Genomic DNA, 21,485 nt, shown 5'->3' with positions numbered 1-21,485 from the left:
AGACGCATGTCCGACAACCAGCCATCCGAGTCGAACCCCTTCACCACTCGGCGATTCATCGTCGCCGCGGTCATCGTCGGGGTCGTGCTGTTGTGCGCGGTCGTCCTAGTCGTGGGAACGGTGATCGGCGGGCAGGCGAAGCCGACCACCGGACCAACGCCCTCGAGCACGGCCACTCATTCCACCGCCACCGATGCCGACCCGAGCGTTTGCGGGTTGAAGGGCTATGAGGCCACGTCGTCGCTCGACGACGCCCCCAAGTCGGATTGGCAGCTTGTCGGGACAATCGCGGCTCCGACCGACCGTAAGGGCGCCGGCCCGGGCAAGATCGACACAGACGGCTTCCGCAGCTGCTATGCACATACGGCAACCGGAGCGCTCTATGCCTCGGCTAACTTCATCGCTCTCGGAAGTGACGCGACTACTCGCGCCAAACTGCCGAGTCTCATTGCGCCGGGCCCTGGTCGTGACGCGGCGAAGGCGCGGAGCAGCGAGAGTTCCGATTCGACGGGGTATCGGGCCCAGATTGCGGGATTCAAGGTCGACTCGTACGACGGAAAGAACGCAACAATCGATCTGGCGCTCAATTACTCGACGGGCCAGCTAGTGAGCCTCGTGCTGAAGCTGACCTGGGTCGAAGGTGATTGGAAATTCATCGCTGACGACAGCGGTAACCTGCCGATCCCGCCCGCGGCCTTGCAGAGCCTCGGCGGATATACGCCCTGGTCTGGAGCGTAGTCATGGCCGGATGCGCACCGCTTGACATCGTCTGCGCGGGAGGGGCGATCGTCTCTAAGGCGACCAACGACAGCCTGCAGCAACTGGTGAACAACGTCGTGGAGGGCGTTGGCAAGGCATTTTCTGCCCTCGGTTCGGTGTGGGTCCTGGTTCCTACGCCGAACCTCACCGGTGGCGGCTCGACCGCCACTAACTACTCAGCCGAGGGCGCTCAGGGCGCATCGGGCTTTCTTACGATCCTTCAGTGGTCCGTGTGGATCTCCCTCGCTATCTGCGTACTCTCGCTGATCGCTGGCGGGGCGCTCCTGGCGGTCAACCGTCGCCGTGGCGACGGTGAGCGGCATCTCGGTCGCCTCGGCGTGGTCATCGCCGCGGTGATCCTCATCTCCGGAGCCTCGGCCATCGTCGCGGCGCTCCTGCCGGGCATGGGATCTTCGAACGCATCGGATGCAGTCGGCTACATCCAAGACTCGCTCTGGTGGTACACCGGCGGCCTGGCCGTGCTGTCGGTGATCATCGCCGGTGCTCGAATGGCCTGGACGCAGCGAGCACAGGCAGGCAAGGACCTGCTGCAGTCGCTCTTCACTCTGGTCGTTGTGTCAGCTGCCGGTCTGACCGGTATCGGCCTCGCCGTCGCGGCGGCCGACGGCTTCTCGAAATGGATTCTTGACGGCGCGACTGGCAAGGACTTCGGCCAGAACATCACCGCAATGATCGGCATCAGCTCAACCAGCGCCATCGGCCTTATCGCCTTGCTCATCGTCGGCATCATTGCGACGTTCTTCACCTACATTCAGGTGATTCTGATGGTGATTCGCGGTGGCATGCTCGTGCTGCTCGCCGGTATCTTCCCCATCTCCGCAGCGTTTACGAACACGGAGACCGGGCGAGCCTGGTTCAAGAAGTGCACCGGCTGGCTGATCGCGTTCATTCTCTACAAGCCGGCCGCTGCGATCGTCTACGCGGCCGCATTCAAGCTGACCGGCGCCGACCTGTTCAAGGATGACGGGAGCGGTCTGATCAAAATCCTCACCGGCCTCGCACTCATGGCGATGGCGCTCGTGGCACTGCCAGCACTAATGCGTTTCGTAGCGCCAATGGTGTCCCAGGTTGGTGGCGGCGGCGGAGCGGGCTTGGCCCTTGCCGCCGGCGCTGGCGCTGGCGCCGCGGAACTGGCGACCGGCGCGATTCGCAAAGCCAACACGGGCGGCGGTTCAGGCGGCGGTTCTCCCAGCAATCCGAAAGCCACCGGCGATCCAAAAGCGACCGGCGCGACCCACAGTCCGGCTACCAAGCCTGCACCCGCGCCGACGGGCGGAAACACCGGGACGGCGGCGACTGCCGGGAAAGCGGCGGGCGCTGGCGGCGGAGCCGCAGCGGGGGGAGCCGCGGCAGCTGGCCCCGCCAGTGTCGGCGTGATGGCAGCCCAGAAGGGCCTTGAAGCAGGAGCGAAGGCAGCCGACGCAGTGCGCGCCGCTGCGGCAGATGCAGCCGGTGACGGCGCATCGGGAAGTAACTAGGAGTCAGCATGGCGAACACGCAAGCTCAGGTCCGAACGTACGGGAACTGGCGTCGACCGACGACACCCGGCCTCCTGGGGCTGGGGATGGTGGGAACGATCGTGCTCCTGGCGGGCCTGGTCGCGACGGTCATCACCGTCATGTTCGGCGGCCTCATCAACGGTGTGATCGTGTTCGCAATCATGGCCGGTTTCCTGCTCACCGTCGCGGTGAAGGACAAGCACGGTCAGAGCGCGCTCACGCGCACTACGAACCGCCTGAACTGGACGCGCGCCCGCTCGTCCGGCTCCAACCTGTACCGTTCGGGCCCTCTCGGGCGGACCGACTGGGGCACCGCTCAGCTGCCGGGCCTTGCGGCGCAGTCCCGGCTCAGCGAGTACACCGACTCCTACGGGCGACCGTTCGCGATGATCTACGTGCCCTCTGCCGGTGACTACACCGTCGTGATCGGCACGGAACCCGATGGTGCCGCACTGGTCGATCAGGAACAGATCGACAGCTGGGTTGCCGACTGGGGTCACTGGCTGGCGAACCTGGGCGACGAGGCCGGCATCGTCGCCGCAGCTGTCACCATCGAGACCGCCCCCGACACCGGGCGGCGTCTGCGTGGTGAGGTCAATCTGAACATCGACCCGGAGGCACCCGCGTTCGCTCAGGCGATGCTCCGCGAGGTCGTCGCCAGCTACCCGTCCGGATCTGCCACGGTCCGGGCGTACGTGTCGATCACGTTCGCTGCGGCGACCCGCACGAATGGTCGACGTCGCGACGCTGACGAGATGGGCCGTGAACTCGCGGCACGCCTGCCCGGTCTGACTCAGGCGCTCTCAGCGACCGGTGCTGGCGCGGCCCGCCCTCTGGGCGCGCAGCAGTTGTGCGAGGTCATCCGGATCGCCTACGACCCCGAGATTGCCGAGCTGATCGATGATGCGCATCAGTCGGGCGAACCGTTCGAACTGCGCTGGTCCGACGTCGGCCCTTCTGGAGCTCAGGCGAACTGGGACAGCTACCGGCACGACTCTGCCCTGTCGGTGACGTGGCAGATGACGGAGGCTCCGCGCGGCATCGTGCAGGCCAACATCCTCACCCGATTCCTGGCCCCGCACCGGGATATCGCGCGCAAGCGGGTGACCTGGCTGTACCGCCCGATCGACGTCGCCAGAGCTGCGGCGATCGTCCAGTCAGACCTTCGAGCGGCCAGCTTCAACATGACCTCCAGCGACCGGCCCACCGCCCGCGACGTGGTGGGAACCCGCGCCGCGATGGCCACCGCGGAAGAGGAAGCGAACGGCGCTGGCCTGGTGAACTTCGGCATGGTCGTCACCGCCACGGTGACCGACCCGACCCGAGCTGCTGACGCGAAAGCGGCGATTGAGAACCTGTCAGCAACGGCCCGCCTTCGTCTGCGAGTTGTGACCGGCGCTCAGGACTCCGCGTTTGCTGCGGCCCTCCCGCTGGGGATCGTTGTTCCCAAGCACTTGAAGCTGCCGGCCGAGCTGAGAGGGGCACTCTGATGGCCAGCTGGTACAAGAAGCTCTCCCGCTCGAGCAACCGCATCGAGCAGGCCGCTGCGCAAGCTGCAGCACCCTCGCCGGCGACGCCGCGGCGCGTGCCGGCACGCGGCTACCCAGGACGCGGCCGCGGCGAGACGATGGTGCTCTCCGCCGCCCCCGAGTGGCGCGGCACCACCGTTCAGGTGTGCGGGCTCTGGCCGTTCGGTGTCGGTACCGGTGCGCCGATGATCGGTGTGCCGCTCGGCCGGCACCTGGTCAATCGCGGCACGGTCTGCTGCGACCCGATTTCGTGGTTTCAGCGCGCAAACCTGATTTCGAACCCGTCAGCGTTCGTGCTCGGCAAGCCGGGCTTGGGGAAGTCGACCATCGTTCGCCGGATGGCGACCGGCCTCGCCGGATACGGCGTCCAGCCGCTTGTACTGGGCGACTTGAAGCCGGACTACGTAGATCTGATCGAAGCCCTCGGCGGCCAGGTAATCCGCCTCGGCCGCGGCCGAGGCTTCTTGAACATCCTCGACCCGGGCGAGGCGAAGGAGGCGGCACAGCTGCTCCGCGACGCCGCCCAGGCCGAACGGGAGGCAGCCGCGGCGGAAGAAGCCGAGCTCGCGCAGCTGCGCTCGCTCGAGGTGCCGGAGGATCCCGACCGGGCGCAGCTGATCCGCGAGCGGATCGCCGCCCTTGTCGGCTCCGTCACGACCCGCGCCGAGCGGGCTAAGCGCGACGACGAACTGGCCGCGGAAGTGCTGCAGGATGCGCACGGCCGCCGCCTCACGATGGTGTCAGCGCTGCTGACGATCATGCGGAAATCGCCTCCGACCGATCGGGAAGAGACGATCGTCGATCGGGCGTTGAAGCTGCTCGACGAGCAGCATGAGGGTGTGCCGGTACTGAAGGATCTCCTCGATCTGATCCGTCAGGCGCCACCGGAGCTGCGCGCCGTCGCGCTGGATCGCGGCGACCGCGCCCGGTACGACGCGATCACCGAGAACCTGGAAGCATCCCTCATCGGCCTCACCACCGGAGGCCGGTTGGGCGAGCTGTTCTCCAAGCAGACCTCCACGCCGATGCGGCGCGACCGACCCGTCGTCTATGACGTCTCCACCATCGACGACTCCGAGACGGACCTACAGGCCGCCGTGCTGCTCGCGTGCTGGTCGGCTGGGTTCGGCACGGTCAACGTGTCGACCGCACTGGCGGATGCTGGATTGGACCCTCGCCGCCACTACTTCGTGATCCTCGACGAACTGTGGCGGGCGCTCCGCGCGGGCCGCGGAATGGTCGACCGGGTAGACGCGCTCACTCGCCTGAACCGACAGCGCGGCGTTGGCATGGCGATGATCTCCCATACGATGAGCGACCTCATGTCGCTCCCAACCGAAGAGGACCGGATGAAAGCGGCCGGCTTCGTCGAGCGCTCCGGAATGGTCATCTGCGGCGGTCTTCCCTCCAAGGAGATGCCGTTGCTGAACAGCGCCATCAGCATGTCCCGCGCCGAGCAAGAGATGCTGCAGGGGTGGCAGGACCCGCCCGCGTGGGACCCGATCACCGGCCAGGAGGCCGATCCTCCGGGCCGCGGCAAGTTCCTGATCAAGGTCGGCGGTCGCCCCGGGATCCCGTTCACCGTGGAACTCACGGACGCCGAGCTGCACATCAATGACACGAACAAGCTGTGGCACGCCGTCTCCCGCACAGGAACGGTCGGCCGCGCCGAGGTTTCGGCATGAGCCCCACGAACCGCATCAAGGAGCCCTCCGCCGCAGGTGACGGTGCCCTGGTCTGGGTGTTCATCGGAATCGTCGTCGTCCTCGTCGGCGGCCTCTGGGTCGCCGTTACCCTCGGCTCCAAGCTCGACGGGGTGAACCCCGGCCTGCCGCTGAACCCGTTCACGGTGTTCTTCGGCACGTTGAAAGGCGCCTACGTGTGGCCGCCATCGGCCACGTGGATCATCATCGTCGCCGCGGCTATCGTCGTTGCCCTGGCGATCCTGATCATGGTCGCGATCGCCAAGCGCCGCCGGCGCCGTTCGCGCGTGGACCACGCGGCCGGACACATGGGCCGCGGCCGCGACTTGGCCGCGCTCTCGACCAAGGGCGCGAAGAGCACCGCGCAGCGGCTCGGGGTCGCTGGATGGCTCGGTGTGCCGATCGGCATCACCGTCGCCGGCCGCCGTTGGCTCTACGGCTCCCCGGAGGACATGCACGTCGACGTGTGGGGTCCGCGAACCGGTAAGACGACCTCCCGGGCGATCCCGGCGATTCTCAGCGCCCCGGGCGCTGTCATCGTCACCTCGAACAAACGGGACGTGCTCGACGCGACCCGCGACGTCCGGGCGCAGAAGGGCACGGTCTGGGCGTTCGATCCTCAGGGGATCGCCCTGGAAGCACCGTCATGGTGGTGGAATCCGCTCTCCTACGTCACCGACGAGGAGCAGGCGGCGAAGCTCGCCAATCACTTCGCGTCCGGCTCCCGCGCGGGCGATGCCCGCGCGGATGCCTACTTCGACCCGGCCGGGCAGGATCTCCTCGCCGGGCTGCTGTTGGCGGCCGCCCTGGACAATCTGCCGATCACTCAGGTGTTCACCTGGACCACCCGACCCAGCGACGAGAAGGCGATCGACATCCTGCGCGACCACGGCTACGACCAGGTGGCCGACGCGGTCGCCGGGTACGTGTTCGCCGCGCCCGATCAGCGGTCCGGCGTGTTCGGCACCGCGCAGCAGATGGCCTCCTGCCTGAAGAGTCGGAAGATCGCCGCATGGGTCACCCCCACTGACGGCAACTTCGCCGGCGATGCGCGGCCGCACTTCGACCCGCACGTGTTCGTGCGCAGCTCGGACACGCTCTACAGCCTCTCCAAGGAGGGCAAAGGCACCGCCGGCCCACTCGTCACAGCGCTCACCGCCGCGACGATCGAGGCGGCTGAGCAGCTGGCCACCACGCAAGCCGGCGGGCGCCTCGCCACACCGATGCTCGGAGTGCTCGATGAAGCGGCGAACGTCTGCCGATGGGAAGCCCTGCCCGACCTGTACTCGCACTACGGCTCCCGCGGCATCGTCCTGATGACCATCCTGCAGTCCTGGTCTCAGGGCGTCGAGGTCTGGGGCCGCAACGGAATACGCAAGCTCTGGTCCGCCTCGAACGTCAAGGTCTACGGCGGTGGCGTGGCCGAGACCGAGTTCCTGTCCGAAATGTCGCAGCTGATCGGTGACCACGACAAGCGCACCGCCTCCGTGAGCGTCGGCCGCGGCGGACGCTCGACGTCGAACTCGATTCGTCGTGAGCGGACGATGGATGTTGCGGACCTGGCCGCGCTTCCGCGCGGCCGCGCCGTGGTCTTCGCTTCGGGTGCTCCGGCGACGCTGGTTGAGACGGTCCCGTGGATGCGCGGCGACCAGGCCGACGCGGTTCGCGCGTCGATCGCCGCCCACGACCCCGCCAACGGGACTTCAGTTGCTCCTGGCGCCAGGTTGAATCCGTCTGACGGCTCAGCTGGGGCGCGCGCCTGGCTCGACGCGGCCGCGTCACGAGAGGACCGGCTGTGAGCTACGAGGACGACATGCGCGACGACGATTTCGACGAGCAGGGCACGACCGTCGACGACGCCGGCGAGACGCCCGAGCCGGACCTGTTCTACGGCTCGGTCGACGAGTTCGTGCGCGAGTACCTGATCAAGGTCTACCGACGTCCTGTGGGCGCTCAGGGCGGGATGAAGTGGGCCGCGCGCTGGTGGGAGTACCCCGAAGCGCTCAGTCGACTCGACGCGCTGTGGCGTGCGTGGGAGCATCTACGCCTCGACCCGGCTACCGGGATGAGCGTCTGGTGGCGCGATCACGCCGACCACCACATGCCGGCACTGCTCAGTCCGAACGGCCCATTCGCTGCGTCGGACGATCAGAACAAGCGCGGCGAGCCGCTGCCCTACGAGGCTCCACCGGCTGGCCTGTTCCCGGACATGCGACGCCCCGACTAACGGTTCGTCAGGGGCGATGGGATCGCTACATGCCGCAGCTCGCTATGGCCGCCAGAGTGCTTTCCATTGGTTGCCGAGGTCTGCGGTGCTGAAGATGCCGCGGTCTGTGGCGACGATGACTTCGTTGGCTGAGACGGTGAATGCTTGCGGGGTACCTGGGAAAACTTCACCGCGCTGCCACCGGTCGGTCTTTTGCCAGAGGTACCCGTCCGGGCCGGTGCCGTAGATGGTTCCGTCAGTGGAAAAGCCGATTTGGTTGAGGATCGGGGCGGTGGTGTCGATGGTGAAACTTTTGCCGCTGTCGGTGCTGATGGCGATGCCGGCGCGGGCGGTCGCATAGAGGGCGTCCGCTTTTCCGGGTTGTGCGGCGAGGTCCATGGCGTCGATTGTCGCGCCGCTGGTCCAGGTGTTGCCGCTGTCTTCGCTTCGAAGTACTTGTCCGGTGGCGGCGTCGAGCCCGTAGATCGTGGTGGCTGCATCGACGCGGGCGGTGGTGAGTGCATGGAAGTCGACCTTGCCGCCGAGGGAGGTGTTGGTCCAGTCGTCGTTTCCTCCGGTGCTTCGCATTACACCGATGTTGGGAGCTTGGAAGGCTTCGGGGGAGGCGGGGCTCGGGTGGCCGGAGGCGAACATGGTGTCGCCGCTGCTGGTGAAGGACATGGCGTCGAAGTGTGCGTCGCCGAGGGGTCCGGTGGGTGTGCCGCCGCCGGCCAGCGGGGGGAGTCGGTAGATGCCGTCGTGGGTGGCGATGAGGATGTGGTTTTGCTGGTCGATGGCGAGGTCGTGAATGTGGGCGAGTGCTGCGGCGGCGTTGACGGTGGGTTGTGGTTGTTGCGGTGCTGCGGTGCAGCCGGCGAGGAGGAGTCCGCCGAGGGCGAGGAGCGCGGGCAGGTAGCGGTGGCGGGTTTTCACGAGCCGACTTTCTGTTTCATGTAGGGGAACGGGTCGATGGGGGTGCCGTTCAGGGAGATCCCGAAGTGAAGGTGGGCGCCGGTGCTCATTCCGGTGCTTCCGACCTGACCGACGATGTCGGTCACTTTCACCTGGTCGCCGACTTGGACGCGGAGGGAGCCTTGGAGCATGTGGGCGTAGAGGCTGCTGACCTTTTGGCCGTCGATGACGTGGTCGATGATCGCGTATACGCCGAGTTCACCGCTGGGGTTGCCAATTTCATAGACGACGCCGTCGGCGATGATCTGGATCGGTGTTCCAGCGCCGGGGTTCATGTCGATGCCTTGGTGCATGGAGGAGCATCCGGAGCAGGGGGCGTTGCGGTATCCGAATCCATCACTGATCGGCACGCCGCGGGTGAAGGGCCACTGCACGGGCGAGGCCGGGTTGTTGGTAAAGGTGTCCGCGATCGATGAATATCCCCGGGATGCGGCAGGCACGACGGGTTTGGGTGGCGGCGGATTCGTGACGGAAAATTGTTCCCGGGCGATCGCTGCGATGCTGGCCTCGGCTGCGACCTCGACCGTCTGGGCGCCTTCCAGCGTTCGGATGACGGGGATCGCGTCTGGTTCGGCGGAGTTGGCGAATGCAGGCAGGGCAAACGGTGCCACCAGTAGGGCGGCGGCGCTGCCGGCGAGCAACGATCGCCAGCGCAGTCGCCTGACGCGGACGGGAGACCCGTGCGGTTGTTGCTGCTTACGACGTGTCGAGGCGGTCGTTGTCTGGCGTAGCCGGTTCGTGCGGAGGTCGCGTCGGCGCGGGTCTCGGGGTGTGCCGGGGGTGTCGGTCATGGCTCATTTCCGTGCGCCGTTGGGGCGCAGAGGATAGGGCGGGTGCCGCCGCTGCAGGGGGGACTGTGGGGTCGCGACGACACCCGCGGGGGTGGGACGGATTAGAGGCTGGCGAGCAGGCTCTGCATGGTGGCGATCTCGGCGGTCTGATCGGTGACGATCTTCTTCGCCAGGGCCACGGCGTCCGTGTTCTTTCCCGTCTTTACTTCCTCGCTGGCCATGTCGATGGCACCTTGGTGGTGCTGAATCATCTGGGTGAGGAACAGTTTCCCTGCGTCGGCGCCGGAGGCGTCTTTGAGCGCCTTCATGTCGGAGTCCGACATCATCCCGCCCATGTCGTGAGACATCCCGGCGGAGGCGCTCCAGGTGTTCAGCCAGCCGTTCATGGTGTCGATTTCGGGCTGCTGCGCTGCTTTGATCTTCTGCGCAAGCTCAGTGACTTTCGCGTTCACGCCGGTCTTTGACAGCACCATATCGGCCATCTCGATGGCCTGCTGGTGGTGCATCACCATGTTCTGGGCAAACGAAATGTCGGCCTTGTTGTGCGCGCCGGTTGCCGTAGCGGAACTGGACGAGCCGCCCATGTCCATGCCGGAGTGACCGCTGCCAGTGGTGGTGGAGCAGCCGGCGAGGATCAGTGCGGTCGCGAGAGCGCCCGAGGCGAGCACCATCATCTTCAACTTCATAGCGAATTGCTTCTCTCTTGCTCGAAAAAGGATTGTTTCCGGCCCGACATAAGGACGGGTCGACCGTGCCCGGGTATGACCGGGCGCAGGAGCAATCAGGTTCGGCTGATGGAGAGAGCGAGAAGCGACGGTGGCGATGGGGGAGCCAGCGCGGCCGGTAGCGCTGCAGAAAGCGCTGCAACGAGCCGATAGAGGTCGCTGCCCCACCGGCTGATGATGACTCGGACGGTGAGGATGAGGGTGGTGATCAGCAGCGCCAGCAGACAGGCCATGCTGGCCATGTTGTGTCCGGACTCGCAGGCGCCGTTACAGTCCGTCGTGGCGGCGCCGGCCGGAGAGGTGTCCGTCATCAGCATCGTGTCGGTGTGTTCGTGGGTCGTCGCGGCGGCGCCGGCCGGAGAGGTGTCCGTCATCAGCATCGTGTCGGTGTGTTCGTGGGTCGTCGCGGCGGTGTGGTGGCCGGTGTGGTCGGTACTCGTGGCGGTGATGACGTGCATCGCCAGCAACCCGACAACGATCGCCGCGACACCGAGGGCCAGGAACGCGATCCGGTGCCAGCTGTTTCGTCGTGGCAAGCGAAGACTGTTGCTGACCACGACACCTCCAACCGATTCGAACGGACGCGCCTAGGGTAACGCGTGATTCTGGATACGCCCAGGGGGTGTGGCCGATGCCCGCACCGCTGGGCGCTGTGGTCACCGTCTTGATGCTGTTTCCCGGGACGGTTCCGCGAGTGCGGGTTGGTTGGTTGCGGCGCGCACACTTGTCTCGGGGCGCAGGTCGAGCCGGCGCAGGAGTTGCGCGTTCAGTGCGACGACGATGGTCGACAGGGACATGAGCAGGGCGCCGACCGACATGGGCAGCACGAACCCGATCGGGGCGAGCACGCCGGCGGCGAGGGGAACGGAGATGAGGTTGTATCCGGCGGCCCACCAGAGGTTCTGCTTCATTTTGCGGTAACTGGCCCGGGATAGCTCGATCACCGAGAGCACCGAGCGGGGGTCGTCGCTGGCGAGGATCACACCAGCGGAGGCGATCGCCACATCCGTACCGGCACCGATCGCGATGCCGACGTCAGCCTGGGCGAGGGCGGGGGCATCATTGACGCCGTCGCCGACCATCGCCACCTTGCGGCCTTCGGCCTGCAGCTCCTTGACCTTGGCGGACTTGTCCTCCGGGCGGACACCGGCGAAGTAGCGGTCGATTCCGAGCTCTGTGGCAACGGATTTCGCCACCGCTTCGGCGTCCCCGGTGATCATCACCACCTGAACCTTCTGCGCCTGAAGCGCCTGGACGGCCTGCCGGGACTCTTCCCGGACCTCGTCAGCCAGTTTCAAGGCCCCGGCCACCTGTCCGTCGACGAGGACGTGCAAGATGATCGCACCGTCGGCACGCCATTCTTCGACACCGTCCAGCTCGTCCGCGTTCTCCTGCTCGAGCAGGTTCGGGCCGCCGACCTGCACCCGGTGTCCGTCGACCGTCGCGGAGACTCCGACGGCGGGGGAGGATTCGAAATCGGACGCTGCCGGCACGGTAAGTGTGCGGGTGCCTGCTGCGCTCACGATCGCCCGCGCCAGCGGGTGCTCCGAGTCGGTCTCGGCTGCGGCTGCGAGAGCGAGGAGTTCGTCCTGCTGGATGCTGCCAGCGGTCTGAATAGCGGTGACGGTCGGTTCGCCCTTTGTGAGGGTGCCGGTCTTGTCGAACAGGACTGTGTCAACCGTGCGCATGCTCTCCAACGCCAGCCGGTCCTTGATCAGGACGCCGCCGCGGGCGGCCCGTTCGGTCGCGATCGAGACGACGAGGGGGATTGCCAGGCCGAGGGCATGAGGGCAGGCGATCACCAGCACAGTGATCGTTCGCACGACCGCGTCATCCGGCTGTCCGATCATCGTCCAGACGAGCGCCGTGATCACCGCGGAGCCGAGAGCGAACCAGAACAGCCAGCCGGCGGCGGTGTCAGCGATCCGTTGCGCCCGTGATGAGGAGTTCTGGGCGTCGCTGACGAGGCGTTGGATTCCAGCTAAGGCGGTGTCGTCACCGACGGCGGTGATTTCGATCCGCAGTCCGGAGTCGGTTGCGACGGTGCCGGCAACGACTGGGTCTCCGACGTCACGGCGGACGGTGCGGGATTCTCCGGTGATCATCGACTCGTCCATGCTCGCCGTACCAGAGACGATCCTGCCGTCCGCCGGTACCCGTCCGCCCGGCCGGACCACGACCAGGTCACCGCGCTGCAGCTCGGCCGGTGGGACGGACACGGTGGTCTCACCCTCGACCCGTTCGGCCTCATCCGGCAACAGGGCCGCCAGCGAGTCCAGCGCGGAGGTGGTCTGCGCGAGGGACCGCATCTCGATCCAGTGTCCGAGCAGCATGATCACGATCAGCAGTGCCAGCTCCCACCAGAAATCCAGCTGATGATCCAGCAGCCCGAGGCTGGCACCCCAAGAGGCAAGGAAGGCGACGGTGATCGCCAGGGCGATCAGGAGCATCATTCCCGGCTTCAACGCACGCAGTTCACTGACCGCGCCAGTGAGGAACGGCTTGCCGCCCCACACGTACATCACAGTGCCGAGTACGGGTGAGATCCACGCAACCCAGGCCGCGTCGGGAAGCGGGTAGCCGAGGATCATTGCGAACATCGGGGAGAACACGACGACCGGGATCGCCACCACGAGCATGATCCAGAACAGCCGGCGGAACTGGCCGACGTGGTCACCATGCCCGCCGTGCCCGCTGTGGTCCATGCTGCCGTGCTCCATCGCAGCGTGATCCATCTGTTCATGGCCGTGGTGGTCGTGTCCCATCGCGCCGTGGTCCATGCCGTCGTGCTGACCGGCAGGCGGCCGCGAGGTGGGGGTGTGCATGCTGTGGTCCTGTTCTGGCGTGCCCATACCAGGAAGTTATACCCCTAGGGGGTATGTGTCAAGAGGTGGTCGCCCGTGTGAGGGGCGCCCGAGGGCGCCCCTCCTTAATTAGTGGGACTGTCCGACGGTTGCCGTCTGGGGTTCGGGGGCAAGGGCGCGCGGCCGTCGCATCGTCGCCATAACGATGATGGCGCCGGCGGCCGCGACGAGGGCTGCGCCGAGGAAGGCCGCCGCGTAGCCGTTGGTCAGGGCGATCTGGCTGGTGCCGGTGCCGGTGATGCTGGCCGCGACGGCGGTCAGGACGGCCAGGCCGAGGGCTGAGCCGATCTGGTAGCTGGTGCTCACGAGCCCTGAAGCGATCCCGGTTTCGGCGGACGGAGCGGCCCCGATTGCTGTTCCCAGGGACGGGACGAAGGCGAGCGACATGCCGAGCGCTGCGACGAGCGAAGCCGGCAACACATCTAGCAGATAGCTGCCGTCAGGTCGGACCAGTGCCAGCCAGCCAAGCCCGACGGCCAGCAGCAGAAGCCCGGTGACGATCATGGTCTTCGCGCTGAACCGTGCCTGCAACCGCGGTGCGAGAGCAACCATCCCCAGCACGATCAGGCCCGTCATGGGCAGCAGCGCCGCTCCAGCGGCGAAGGCTCCAGCGCCGAGCACCTGCTGCAGGTAAAGGTTCAGGAAGAACCACATCGATACCCAGGCGGCACCGAGTAGCAGCTGTGCGATGTTGGCGGAGCCGAGCTGTGGCGCGCGCAGCAGGCCCAGGCGTAGCAGCGGGTGCCGCGAGTGAGCCTGGATGAGGAAGAACGCGGCGAGCAGCGCGATGCCGATACCGAGTACCACCAGGGTGGGAGTAGTCAGCCAGCCGAGTTCGGGTGCCCTGACGATCGCATAGACCACTGCGGCGAGGCCGCCGGTGGCGGTGATAGCGCCGGCTGCGTCGATTGAACCGGCCGCACCTCGCGCCGTCTGAGGCAGTGACCTGGCGGTAAATGCGAGGACGAGGAGGGCGATCGGTACGGTGATGTAGAACACCCACGGCCAGCTGGCGTACTCCGTCAGCACACCGCCGAGGAAGACTCCCGCGGTGCCGCCGATCGGCGCGGCAGCTCCGTAGACGGCGAACGCCTTCGGCAGTTCGGCGGTGCCGCCGAAAAGCATCATCAGCAGGGTCAGTGCGGCCGGTGCGATCAGCGCAGCTCCGGCGCCCTGGATTGCTCGACCGGCGATTTCAACACCGACGTTCCCGGCGGCGCCGGCGAGGATCGAGCCGGCGATCAGCACCAGCCAGCCGGTGACGAAGATCTTCCGTGCTCCGAACAGGTCGGCGAGGCGGCCACCGAGAAGGAGCAGGCCGCCGAACGCGATCACATACGCGTTGAATACCCACGACAACGACTCCGGCGTGAAGCCCAACGCGCGTTGCAGGTCCGGCAAAGCGACGCCAATGATCGAGGTGTCCATGATGACCACGAACTGGGCGGCGGCGATCAACACGAGACCGAGCCACCGCCTCGGGTGGGGGGCTGGCGGGGGACTAAACATGGGGTTCCTTTGCGCTCAACAATTGCCGTGTACCCGGCGGGGGTATAAGCTATACCTACGGGGGGTATGCGTGTCAAGCTCTGCGGCTGATTGACAAATCGGCATTCCGACGAGTTACAATGCATACCCTGGTGGGGTATCAGCGTAGGGAGCATCATGATCGGCTACATCGACAACAAAGAAGACATCCTCAAACGGCTGCGCCGTGCCGAGGGCCAAGTGCGTGGCATTCAGCGGATGGTCGAAGAAGACACCTACTGCATCGACGTGCTCACCCAAGTGTCTGCCGCGACGAAAGCGCTGGAGACGGTGGCGCTTGCCCTGCTGGATGACCACCTCAGCCATTGCGTCGCCGAAGCCACCGCCGAAGGCGGCACCGTCGCCGAAGACAAGATCCGCGAAGCATCCGCCGCGATCGCCCGACTCGTCCGTTCCTAACCACACGATCCAAGGAGAAATCTCATGTGCAGTACAACCACCGGTAACAGCGACCTCGGGCTCACTGACAAGAACAGCGCGTGCACCTGCAGCACGGACGCTCACGGTCACACCGACACCGCCTCCGTGGCCTCGACCGCGCCAACGGTCGACTACCTGGTGGCCGGGATGACCTGCTCGCATTGCGTGGCCAGCGTCACCGAAGAGCTGGAAGCCCTTGACGGTGTCGAAGCGGTCAGCGTGGAGCTGAACGCGGGCGGAACCTCGAAGGTCACAGTTTCCTCGGCGACGCCTCTTGACGCTGACGCTGTCCGCGCCGCGATCGACGAGGCGGGATACTCGCTGGTCACGGCATGAGTGCCGACGCGGTTGAACTCGAGATCGGCGGGATGACCTGCGCCTCCTGCGCCACCCGGATCGAGCGCAAGCTCAACCGGATCGAGGGCGTTGAGGCGACCGTCAACTACGCCACCGAGAAGGCCAAAGTGAGCGCGCACGGCGTCGACACATCCACGTTGATCGCTGCGGTAAAGTCCGCCGGCTACACCGCCACCGTGCCGGCCCCACCCCAGACCGTCGAGGAGCCGGCCGGGTCACTGGCCGACCGGGAGACGATGGAGTTGCGCCGACGCCTGTTCGTGTCGGCGGCCCTGGCTCTGCCGGTGGTCGTGCTGTCGATGGTCCCGGCTCTCCAGTTCACCAACTGGCAGTGGCTCGCGCTAACGCTTGCCGCACCCGTGGCGGTCTGGGGTGCGTTGCCGTTCCACCGTGCCGCGTGGGTCAACGCCCGGCACGGTGCAGCCACGATGGACACCCTGATCAGCGTCGGCGTCATCGCTGCTTTCGGCTGGTCCCTCTACGCGTTGTTCTTCGGCATGGCTGGCATGCCGGGCATGCACATGAGTTTCCAGCTGATCACGACTCCAGGCGCCGGTGCGGATGAGATCTATCTGGAGGTCGCATCTGCGGTCACCGTGTTTATCCTCGCCGGCCGCTACTTCGAAGCCCGGGCCAAGCGCGAGTCCGGTGCGGCGCTGCGGGCGCTGCTGGAACTCGGTGCGAAAGACGCTGTCCTCCTCACCGACGGTGTCGAGACGCGGGTGCCGGTGACCTCTCTTGTCCTCGGTGATCGTTTCGTCGTGCGGCCAGGGGAGAAGGTCGCGACCGATGGCCAGGTGGTTGAGGGTTCATCCGCGATCGATATGAGCATGCTCACCGGCGAATCCGTTCCCGTCGAGGTCGGCCCCACCGATCACGTCGCCGGTGCCACGGTAAACGTCGGCGGACGCCTGGTGGTCGAGGTCACCGCGGTCGGCGCCGACACGGAGTTGGCCCGTCTGGGGCGGCTCGTGGAAGAGGCCCAGACCGGCAAGGCCGAAGCGCAGCGCCTGGCCGATCGGGTATCGGCCATCTTCGTGCCCGTTGTGATCGGTCTGGCGTTGGCGGCCTTCGTACTCTGGCTGGCGCTTGGTGCCGGTATCGAGCCGGCGTTCACCGCAGCCGTCGCCACGCTGATCATCGCCTGCCCGTGTGCGCTCGGCCTGGCGACCCCGACTGCGTTACTGGTCGGTACCGGTCGTGGAGCGCAGCTGGGCCTGCTGATCCGTGGCCCGCAGGTCCTGGAACAAACCCGCCGCACCGACACGATCGTGCTGGACAAGACCGGCACGGTCACCACCGGCCGGATGAGTCTCACCGCCGTGCACACCGCCGCGGCCGAGGAAGAAGGCATCGTCCTTGCCGTAGCGGCCGCCGCTGAACACGGGTCGGAGCACCCTGTGGCCCGGGCCATCGTCGACGGCGCGCGCGACCGCGGGATCCCGCTTGCCCCAGCGGAGTCGTTCCGTTCCGAGCAGGGCCTCGGCATCCAGGCCGTCATCGACGGCCGCCACGTCGTCATCGGACGCGCCTCCTGGCTAACCGACGCGTGGGCGCTCGATCTGCCGGCAGACATCGCCAAGGACATCCAGCTTGCGGAGAGCCAAGCGATGACCGCTGTCGTGATCGGCTGGGACGGTGCGGTACGTGGTGCACTTGTAGTCAGCGACACCATCAAGGAGTCCAGTGCGGCCGCGATCACGGAGTTCCGGCGACTTGGACTGACCCCGGTGCTGTTGACCGGCGACAACGAGGGTGCCGCGAAGGCGATCGCCGAACGCGTCGGCATCCGCGACGTCCGCGCTGGCGTCACCCCACAGGGCAAGCTCGACGCGATCCGTCAGCTCCAAAGTGACGGTCACGTGGTGGCAATGGTCGGCGATGGGGTCAACGATGCGGCCGCCCTCGCCGCCGCCGACCTCGGTATCGCCATGGGCGCCGGGACAGACGCAGCCATCGCCGCCAGCGACATCACCGTGATGAGCGGTGACCTCCTCGCCGTCGGCGATGCGATCCGGCTCGCCCGGCGCACCCTCGGAACCATCAAGGGAAACCTCTTCTGGGCGTTCGCGTACAACGTCGCAGCCATCCCAGTGGCCATGCTGGGCCTCCTGAATCCGCTGCTAGCAGGCGCAGCGATGGCGCTATCCAGCGTCTTCGTGGTCAGCAACAGCCTCCGACTGCGCAGCTTCAAAGGACACACCACCACCCGCGTGCCGCAAAGAAGAACCAGCGCTGTCGTCGCCACTGCCGGCCAGTAGTTCCGGCGGGCAAAGAGCCCCTGGAAATGCGGAAGACCCGAGCCCCCAGCTCGGGTCTTCTCGCATTTTTTCTTTGGCTCCGGTTGCGATCGGCGTACCGTCGCTTTGGCAAGGGGACTGCCGATCCGTGAGGAGAGCCCAATGTCCACCGTCCAGCAAATGCTCGAGAGCTACCCAGCCGACCTCGGCGCTATCGACCAGCAGAAACTCGTAGCCTGCATCCAAGCGTGCGGCGAATGCAGGCAAGCATGCACCAGCTGCGCCGACGCTTGCCTCAGCGAAGCAATGGTCGCCGAGCTCATCAAATGCATCCGCACGGACCTCGACTGCGCCGACATCTGTGCCTCCACCGAGTCAGTGCTTTCACGTCACACCGGCTATGACGCCAACGTCACCCGAGCGGCGCTGGAAGCCTGCCGTACCGTATGTGGCGCGTGCGCGGCCGAGTGCGAGAAGCACGCCGACATGCACGAGCACTGCCGCATTTGCGCAGAAGTCTGTCGGCGCTGCGAGCAGGCATGCTCCGACCTCATCGGCAGCCTCTGAAGACCCGCTATGAGGCTGTGTGGTCTTGGTGCCCGTCGGATGAATGGCTGTGCTCGAACCGGGCCAGAATATGCTCACGAGTGAGCGCCGGCCCGACGTGCCCGTGACTGCGGGCATGCTCACGAGCGTTCTCAACGAACTCGTCATCGGACCCGCCGGAGATGACCTCACCACACGCTTTGCAGGTCAATCTGAGTGCCATTGGATCTCCTCCAGATAGATATCGATTCATGGTCTCACTCGGCGGCGCGGCGAGCACGCTCAGAGATGTAAGCCTTGAGCTCACCCCGTCAACGAGAAGCCCACTCGAGCTGGCTCGGCCTGGCCACACCTCACACGGAGACGGACGATCCCGGGCATCGGGCCAATCCTCAACGGTGGACCCACCGACGGCGTGTTGCGGGAAGGCGACCAGTCGCCGCGGGATAGCGTCGGAAGCTCGGTGACCGGGCATATTCGCTGGCCACAATCAGATTCCCTACTGTTCGAAAGCCAAATGCGACGACCTCTCCGCTTAGCGCCTCGCCGCCGGGTCGCCCGGTCGCGTCTGGGGACGATCCTCATCGTCGTGGCAGTTCTCGCCGCCTGGAATGTGGTCGCAGTCCCGAAGGCGTTCGCGGATAGCTATCCTTCGTGGGGCGATGTGCAGGCCGCTCGATCGAGCGAGGCCGCCAAGCAGGCCCAGGTCAACGCGATTACCGCGCTGATTGCAGGGCTCAAGATACAGACGAAAGCGGCCGAGGATGCCGCCGCCGCCCGGGAGAAGGAAAACGAGGCGGCCCAGTTCGCTCTGACCGCCGGCCAGATCAAGTCGGACTCACTAGCCGCTGAGGCAACACGACTAAAGAAGAAATCTGAGTCGTCTCATCAGCAGGCCGCAGCGGTGATGACCAAGTTGGTCCGCACGGGAGACCAGAACCTGACCGGGACCTTGCTGATCAGCAAGTCGGCCGACGCAAGCGGACTGTTGTATCGACTGGCCAGCCTGGGAAAGCTCACTTCAACGATCAATGGTCTGTACTCGCGAGCGGCGCAGGACAGCAACAACGCCAAGGCGGCCAGTGACCAGGCTGTCTCGGCAAAGAATGCTCTTGCTGCCCTTGCTGCCGCGTCGAAGGCAGCGCTCGCAAAGGCCGTGCAGGCGCAAAGAGAGATGATCGCCGCCCTGTCGGCGCAGACTGCTCACGAAAATGAGCTCCAGGCTCAACTGGTGTCGCTCACGAGCGCGACAGCGATGACAGAACAGCAGTATCAAGCCGGAGTTGCCGCACGAGCCGCAGCTGCAGCAGCGGCGGCTGCGGCTGCTGCAGCAGCGGCTCGCGCTGCGGGCCCGAGCGCGCCAGTATCCACCGATGCGCGCGCGCTTGCCCAAGAGCTGATGGGATACGTTTCTGCCGGCCAGCTATCCGGTTCGTATCCGGACCACATCATGGAAATCCAGTGGATCGCGGAGGGCCGCTCTGTACCGAACTGTGGGATCGACACCCAGGTTCTCCAAGTGATGGTGATCGCTCTGCATACCTTCTCGAGCGTCGGCGTCAGCGACATCAACCGTCGCTGTACCGGCCAGATTGAAGGCGCCGGGATCTATTCGCAGCACTACGCGGGAGGTGGCGGCCATGCGGTGGACTTCTACAGCCTGGGCGGCCGTTCTTCGACCGGCGCCGACGGCAACTCATTGGCTCTGATCAGAGTCCTCGACCCGAGGATGCCGTACGGTTCGGGCCTAGGTCAGAGCAACTGCCGACATAACGCAGGCAACGAGCCCGCCCTGCAGAACTTCCAAGACTTCTACGACACCTGCAACCACCTCCACATCAACGATCCGATGTAGTCACCCCTTGAGGTAAAGAAGCCTCATGCTTCCGCGGGCCACGCCAGGACCGGTAGTAGGAGGGTACAAAGCTGGTCGGTATGGATATCAGGGGAGGGGTGTATCCGCAGGATTTGCGAATATGCCAATTACAAACTGTCATAACGACGGTTATCAGCGATTTGTTTAGGTTACTTTTCAGTTACTTTTTTGACGTTCTGCCGTCGAAGGCGCGTAAACTCGTGCCATGACCACCCACACACCGGTAACCCTGCACCGGAGCACTAACAAGAGCAACCCGCACGAGATCGTTCGTCAGCTCAACGAGGTGCTCGGCTCGACGTTAGTCGCAGCGTTGGCCGGTGTGAAGAACCGCAAGCAGCCGCACGACTGGGCGCGACCAGACGGCCCCGAACCGCGGGACGCTGCATGGAACCGTGTGCAGTTTGCCCATCAGATCTGGACGGCCTTGGAGGCCGAGGAGGGCCGCGATGTGGCACGCCGCTGGTTCATCGGCGGCAATCCGCTGCTCGGCGAGGGAACCCCGGTGATGGCAATCCGGGAGGACCGGCACGCCGAGGTGCGTCGAGCGGCGCAGGCGTTCATCGACGGCGACGTCGACGAGTGAGCCCGGCTGGAGCGCGCACCTGCACAAAGACGGGATTGCGGTTGATACCGGTGGACGACGCCGTGGGGTTCCATGTCGCGAAGCGGGCCTACGCTCAGCCGTCGGCGCCTTGGCGCTCTCCGGACGTCCATCGCCAGGAGTGGGGCCGCTTCGACACGCTTGGCTACACGTACTACCTGGCGGAGACGGCCGAGTGTGCATACGCGGAGGTGCTCGCATATCTCAGACGGGCTAACGGGAGCAAAGACCCACTAGCTCCCATTGCGGCAGCTCTTGAGATGACGCTCGATGAGACGGTGAAGGCGATCGCTGAGGAGTGGGACGAGGCCGACTTTCGGGGCGTTGGTGCACTGCCCTCCACCTGGTACGAGCGGCGCCGGATGTACCAGGGGCGTCTTATTAGCGGCGGCTGGTTGGTCGACGTGCAGCATCCTGATTCGATCGCTGCGCTGCAGGGGCCGGCGGATGGCGGGGTGGCCAGGTTTCTCGCGAATCAGGGTATCCCGTCGCTCAATCGCTCGGTCTTGATGAGCGATAACCGCTTGGTGACGACCATGCTCGCGGAGATGATGCGCGACGCCGAGCTGGATGACGGATCGAACCCGCGCGGCGTGCACTTCGGCAGCAAGCATGGTCGAGCCTGGTGCCGCGCTGTCTGGCTTCCCTACAACGAGGCCAGTCCCTCCGGCATTGAGATCACGGCTGCCGACGACATTCCGTCGAACGATCCTGCGATGCGCGTCGTAGCGCACCGGTTGGGTCTGACCGGGTAGCTGCGGCCGGGGAGGACCCTGGTCACCGATCGGCCGATGCTGCCCATCGCGCGAGACCAGTGTGGTCTGC

Annotated in this window: 19 protein-coding genes; 13 read left to right on the top strand and 6 right to left on the bottom strand. The window is 66.0% G+C overall.

The genetic code is table 11. From position 1 onward, the window contains the following. Positions 1 to 6 precede the first annotated feature (6 nt). From BGO91_RS04880 to BGO91_RS04855, 6 genes are all read left to right on the top strand, one after another. On the top strand, positions 7 to 738 hold the full coding sequence (locus BGO91_RS04880) for a hypothetical protein (protein WP_290471744.1): 732 nt from the start codon (positions 7 to 9) through the stop codon (positions 736 to 738). 2 nt (positions 739 to 740) lie between these two features. Further along, a complete protein-coding gene (locus BGO91_RS04875; protein WP_290471743.1) occupies positions 741 to 2,258 on the top strand; it encodes a hypothetical protein in 1,518 nt (505 codons plus the stop codon). An 8-nt stretch (positions 2,259 to 2,266) separates the two neighbouring features. After that, positions 2,267 to 3,769, top strand: a complete 1,503-nt coding sequence (locus BGO91_RS04870; RefSeq protein WP_290471742.1) for an SCO6880 family protein — start codon at positions 2,267 to 2,269, stop codon at positions 3,767 to 3,769. 137 nt (positions 3,770 to 3,906) lie between these two features. Beyond that, a complete protein-coding gene (locus tag BGO91_RS04865) occupies positions 3,907 to 5,493 on the top strand; it encodes an ATP/GTP-binding protein (RefSeq protein ID WP_290471759.1) in 1,587 nt (528 codons plus the stop codon). Next, positions 5,490 to 7,310, top strand: coding sequence for a type IV secretory system conjugative DNA transfer family protein (locus BGO91_RS04860; RefSeq protein ID WP_290471741.1), 1,821 nt, complete (start codon positions 5,490 to 5,492; stop codon positions 7,308 to 7,310). The genes BGO91_RS04865 and BGO91_RS04860 overlap by 4 nt, the downstream gene beginning before the upstream one ends. Before the next feature lie 14 nt (positions 7,311 to 7,324). Continuing rightward, entirely contained in the window at positions 7,325 to 7,738 is a 414-nt protein-coding gene (locus BGO91_RS04855; RefSeq protein WP_290471740.1) for a DUF4913 domain-containing protein, read from the top strand. 42 nt (positions 7,739 to 7,780) lie between these two features. Here BGO91_RS04855 and BGO91_RS04850 read toward each other — a convergent pair whose 3' ends face one another. From BGO91_RS04850 to BGO91_RS04825, 6 genes are all read right to left on the bottom strand, one after another. Then, positions 7,781 to 8,650 (bottom strand): hypothetical protein, encoded by an 870-nt coding sequence (locus tag BGO91_RS04850; RefSeq protein ID WP_290471739.1) that lies wholly within the window; start codon positions 8,648 to 8,650, stop codon positions 7,781 to 7,783. Next, a complete protein-coding gene (locus BGO91_RS04845) occupies positions 8,647 to 9,480 on the bottom strand; it encodes a M23 family metallopeptidase (RefSeq protein ID WP_290471738.1) in 834 nt (277 codons plus the stop codon). The genes BGO91_RS04850 and BGO91_RS04845 overlap by 4 nt, the downstream gene beginning before the upstream one ends. Before the next feature lie 101 nt (positions 9,481 to 9,581). Further along, entirely contained in the window at positions 9,582 to 10,166 is a 585-nt protein-coding gene (locus tag BGO91_RS04840) for a DUF305 domain-containing protein (protein ID WP_290471737.1), read from the bottom strand. A 95-nt stretch (positions 10,167 to 10,261) separates the two neighbouring features. Continuing rightward, positions 10,262 to 10,762 carry a DUF6153 family protein gene (locus BGO91_RS04835; RefSeq protein ID WP_290471736.1) on the bottom strand — a complete coding sequence of 167 codons (501 nt, stop codon included), beginning with the start codon at positions 10,760 to 10,762 and terminating at the stop codon, positions 10,262 to 10,264. 99 nt (positions 10,763 to 10,861) lie between these two features. Beyond that, positions 10,862 to 12,925, bottom strand: a complete 2,064-nt coding sequence (locus BGO91_RS04830; RefSeq protein ID WP_290471758.1) for a heavy metal translocating P-type ATPase — start codon at positions 12,923 to 12,925, stop codon at positions 10,862 to 10,864. A gap of 213 nt (positions 12,926 to 13,138) precedes the next feature. After that, a complete protein-coding gene (locus tag BGO91_RS04825; RefSeq protein WP_290471735.1) occupies positions 13,139 to 14,530 on the bottom strand; it encodes an MFS transporter in 1,392 nt (463 codons plus the stop codon). Between the two features lie 204 nt (positions 14,531 to 14,734). On the opposite strand from BGO91_RS04825, the gene BGO91_RS04820 reads away from it, so the two are divergent. The 7 genes from BGO91_RS04820 (at position 14,735) to BGO91_RS04790 (ending at position 21,415) form a co-directional block, all read left to right on the top strand. Beyond that, positions 14,735 to 15,016, top strand: coding sequence for a metal-sensitive transcriptional regulator (locus tag BGO91_RS04820; protein ID WP_290471734.1), 282 nt, complete (start codon positions 14,735 to 14,737; stop codon positions 15,014 to 15,016). Positions 15,017 to 15,040: 24 nt separating this feature from the next. Beyond that, positions 15,041 to 15,373: a heavy-metal-associated domain-containing protein gene (locus BGO91_RS04815; protein WP_290471733.1), complete on the top strand. Its 333-nt coding sequence runs from the start codon at positions 15,041 to 15,043 to the stop codon at positions 15,371 to 15,373. After that, on the top strand, positions 15,370 to 17,655 hold the full coding sequence (locus BGO91_RS04810; protein ID WP_290471732.1) for a cation-translocating P-type ATPase: 2,286 nt from the start codon (positions 15,370 to 15,372) through the stop codon (positions 17,653 to 17,655). Before BGO91_RS04815 ends, BGO91_RS04810 begins: the two co-directional genes overlap by 4 nt. 141 nt (positions 17,656 to 17,796) lie before the next feature. After that, the gene (locus BGO91_RS04805; protein WP_290471731.1) at positions 17,797 to 18,201 is read left to right on the top strand and encodes a four-helix bundle copper-binding protein; all 405 of its coding nucleotides are present in this window, start codon (positions 17,797 to 17,799) and stop codon (positions 18,199 to 18,201) included. A gap of 568 nt (positions 18,202 to 18,769) precedes the next feature. After that, complete coding sequence (locus BGO91_RS04800; protein ID WP_290471730.1) at positions 18,770 to 20,035, top strand: hypothetical protein; 1,266 nt, start codon at positions 18,770 to 18,772, stop codon at positions 20,033 to 20,035. A 226-nt stretch (positions 20,036 to 20,261) separates the two neighbouring features. Continuing rightward, the gene (locus tag BGO91_RS04795; RefSeq protein ID WP_290471729.1) at positions 20,262 to 20,642 is read left to right on the top strand and encodes a hypothetical protein; all 381 of its coding nucleotides are present in this window, start codon (positions 20,262 to 20,264) and stop codon (positions 20,640 to 20,642) included. A gap of 50 nt (positions 20,643 to 20,692) precedes the next feature. After that, positions 20,693 to 21,415: a hypothetical protein gene (locus BGO91_RS04790; protein WP_290471728.1), complete on the top strand. Its 723-nt coding sequence runs from the start codon at positions 20,693 to 20,695 to the stop codon at positions 21,413 to 21,415. Positions 21,416 to 21,485 lie beyond the last annotated feature (70 nt).

It is taken from the genome of Leifsonia sp. 71-9 (assembly GCF_001898805.1).
GTDB lineage: Bacteria > Actinomycetota > Actinomycetes > Actinomycetales > Microbacteriaceae > Leifsonia.
The sequence above is the reverse complement of the archived record's forward strand: the minus strand, read 5'-3'. Positions and strand labels throughout refer to the sequence as shown.

What these genes read in the sequence shown, in the direction of transcription:
- BGO91_RS04880 (WP_290471744.1), top strand. Translation starts at nt 7, where the DNA reads ATGTCCGACAACCAGCCATCCGAGTCGAACCCCTTCACCACTCGGCGA.
- BGO91_RS04875 (WP_290471743.1), top strand. Translation starts at nt 741, where the DNA reads ATGGCCGGATGCGCACCGCTTGACATCGTCTGCGCGGGAGGGGCGATC.
- BGO91_RS04870 (WP_290471742.1), top strand. Translation starts at nt 2,267, where the DNA reads ATGGCGAACACGCAAGCTCAGGTCCGAACGTACGGGAACTGGCGTCGA.
- BGO91_RS04865 (WP_290471759.1), top strand. Translation starts at nt 3,907, where the DNA reads ATGGTGCTCTCCGCCGCCCCCGAGTGGCGCGGCACCACCGTTCAGGTG.
- BGO91_RS04860 (WP_290471741.1), top strand. Translation starts at nt 5,490, where the DNA reads ATGAGCCCCACGAACCGCATCAAGGAGCCCTCCGCCGCAGGTGACGGT.
- BGO91_RS04855 (WP_290471740.1), top strand. Translation starts at nt 7,325, where the DNA reads ATGCGCGACGACGATTTCGACGAGCAGGGCACGACCGTCGACGACGCC.
- BGO91_RS04845 (WP_290471738.1), bottom strand. Translation starts at nt 9,480, where the DNA reads ATGACCGACACCCCCGGCACACCCCGAGACCCGCGCCGACGCGACCTC.
- BGO91_RS04840 (WP_290471737.1), bottom strand. Translation starts at nt 10,166, where the DNA reads ATGAAGTTGAAGATGATGGTGCTCGCCTCGGGCGCTCTCGCGACCGCA.
- BGO91_RS04830 (WP_290471758.1), bottom strand. Translation starts at nt 12,925, where the DNA reads ATGGAGCACGGCAGCATGGACCACAGCGGGCACGGCGGGCATGGTGAC.
- BGO91_RS04820 (WP_290471734.1), top strand. Translation starts at nt 14,735, where the DNA reads ATGATCGGCTACATCGACAACAAAGAAGACATCCTCAAACGGCTGCGC.
- BGO91_RS04815 (WP_290471733.1), top strand. Translation starts at nt 15,041, where the DNA reads ATGTGCAGTACAACCACCGGTAACAGCGACCTCGGGCTCACTGACAAG.
- BGO91_RS04810 (WP_290471732.1), top strand. Translation starts at nt 15,370, where the DNA reads ATGAGTGCCGACGCGGTTGAACTCGAGATCGGCGGGATGACCTGCGCC.
- BGO91_RS04805 (WP_290471731.1), top strand. Translation starts at nt 17,797, where the DNA reads ATGTCCACCGTCCAGCAAATGCTCGAGAGCTACCCAGCCGACCTCGGC.
- BGO91_RS04795 (WP_290471729.1), top strand. Translation starts at nt 20,262, where the DNA reads ATGACCACCCACACACCGGTAACCCTGCACCGGAGCACTAACAAGAGC.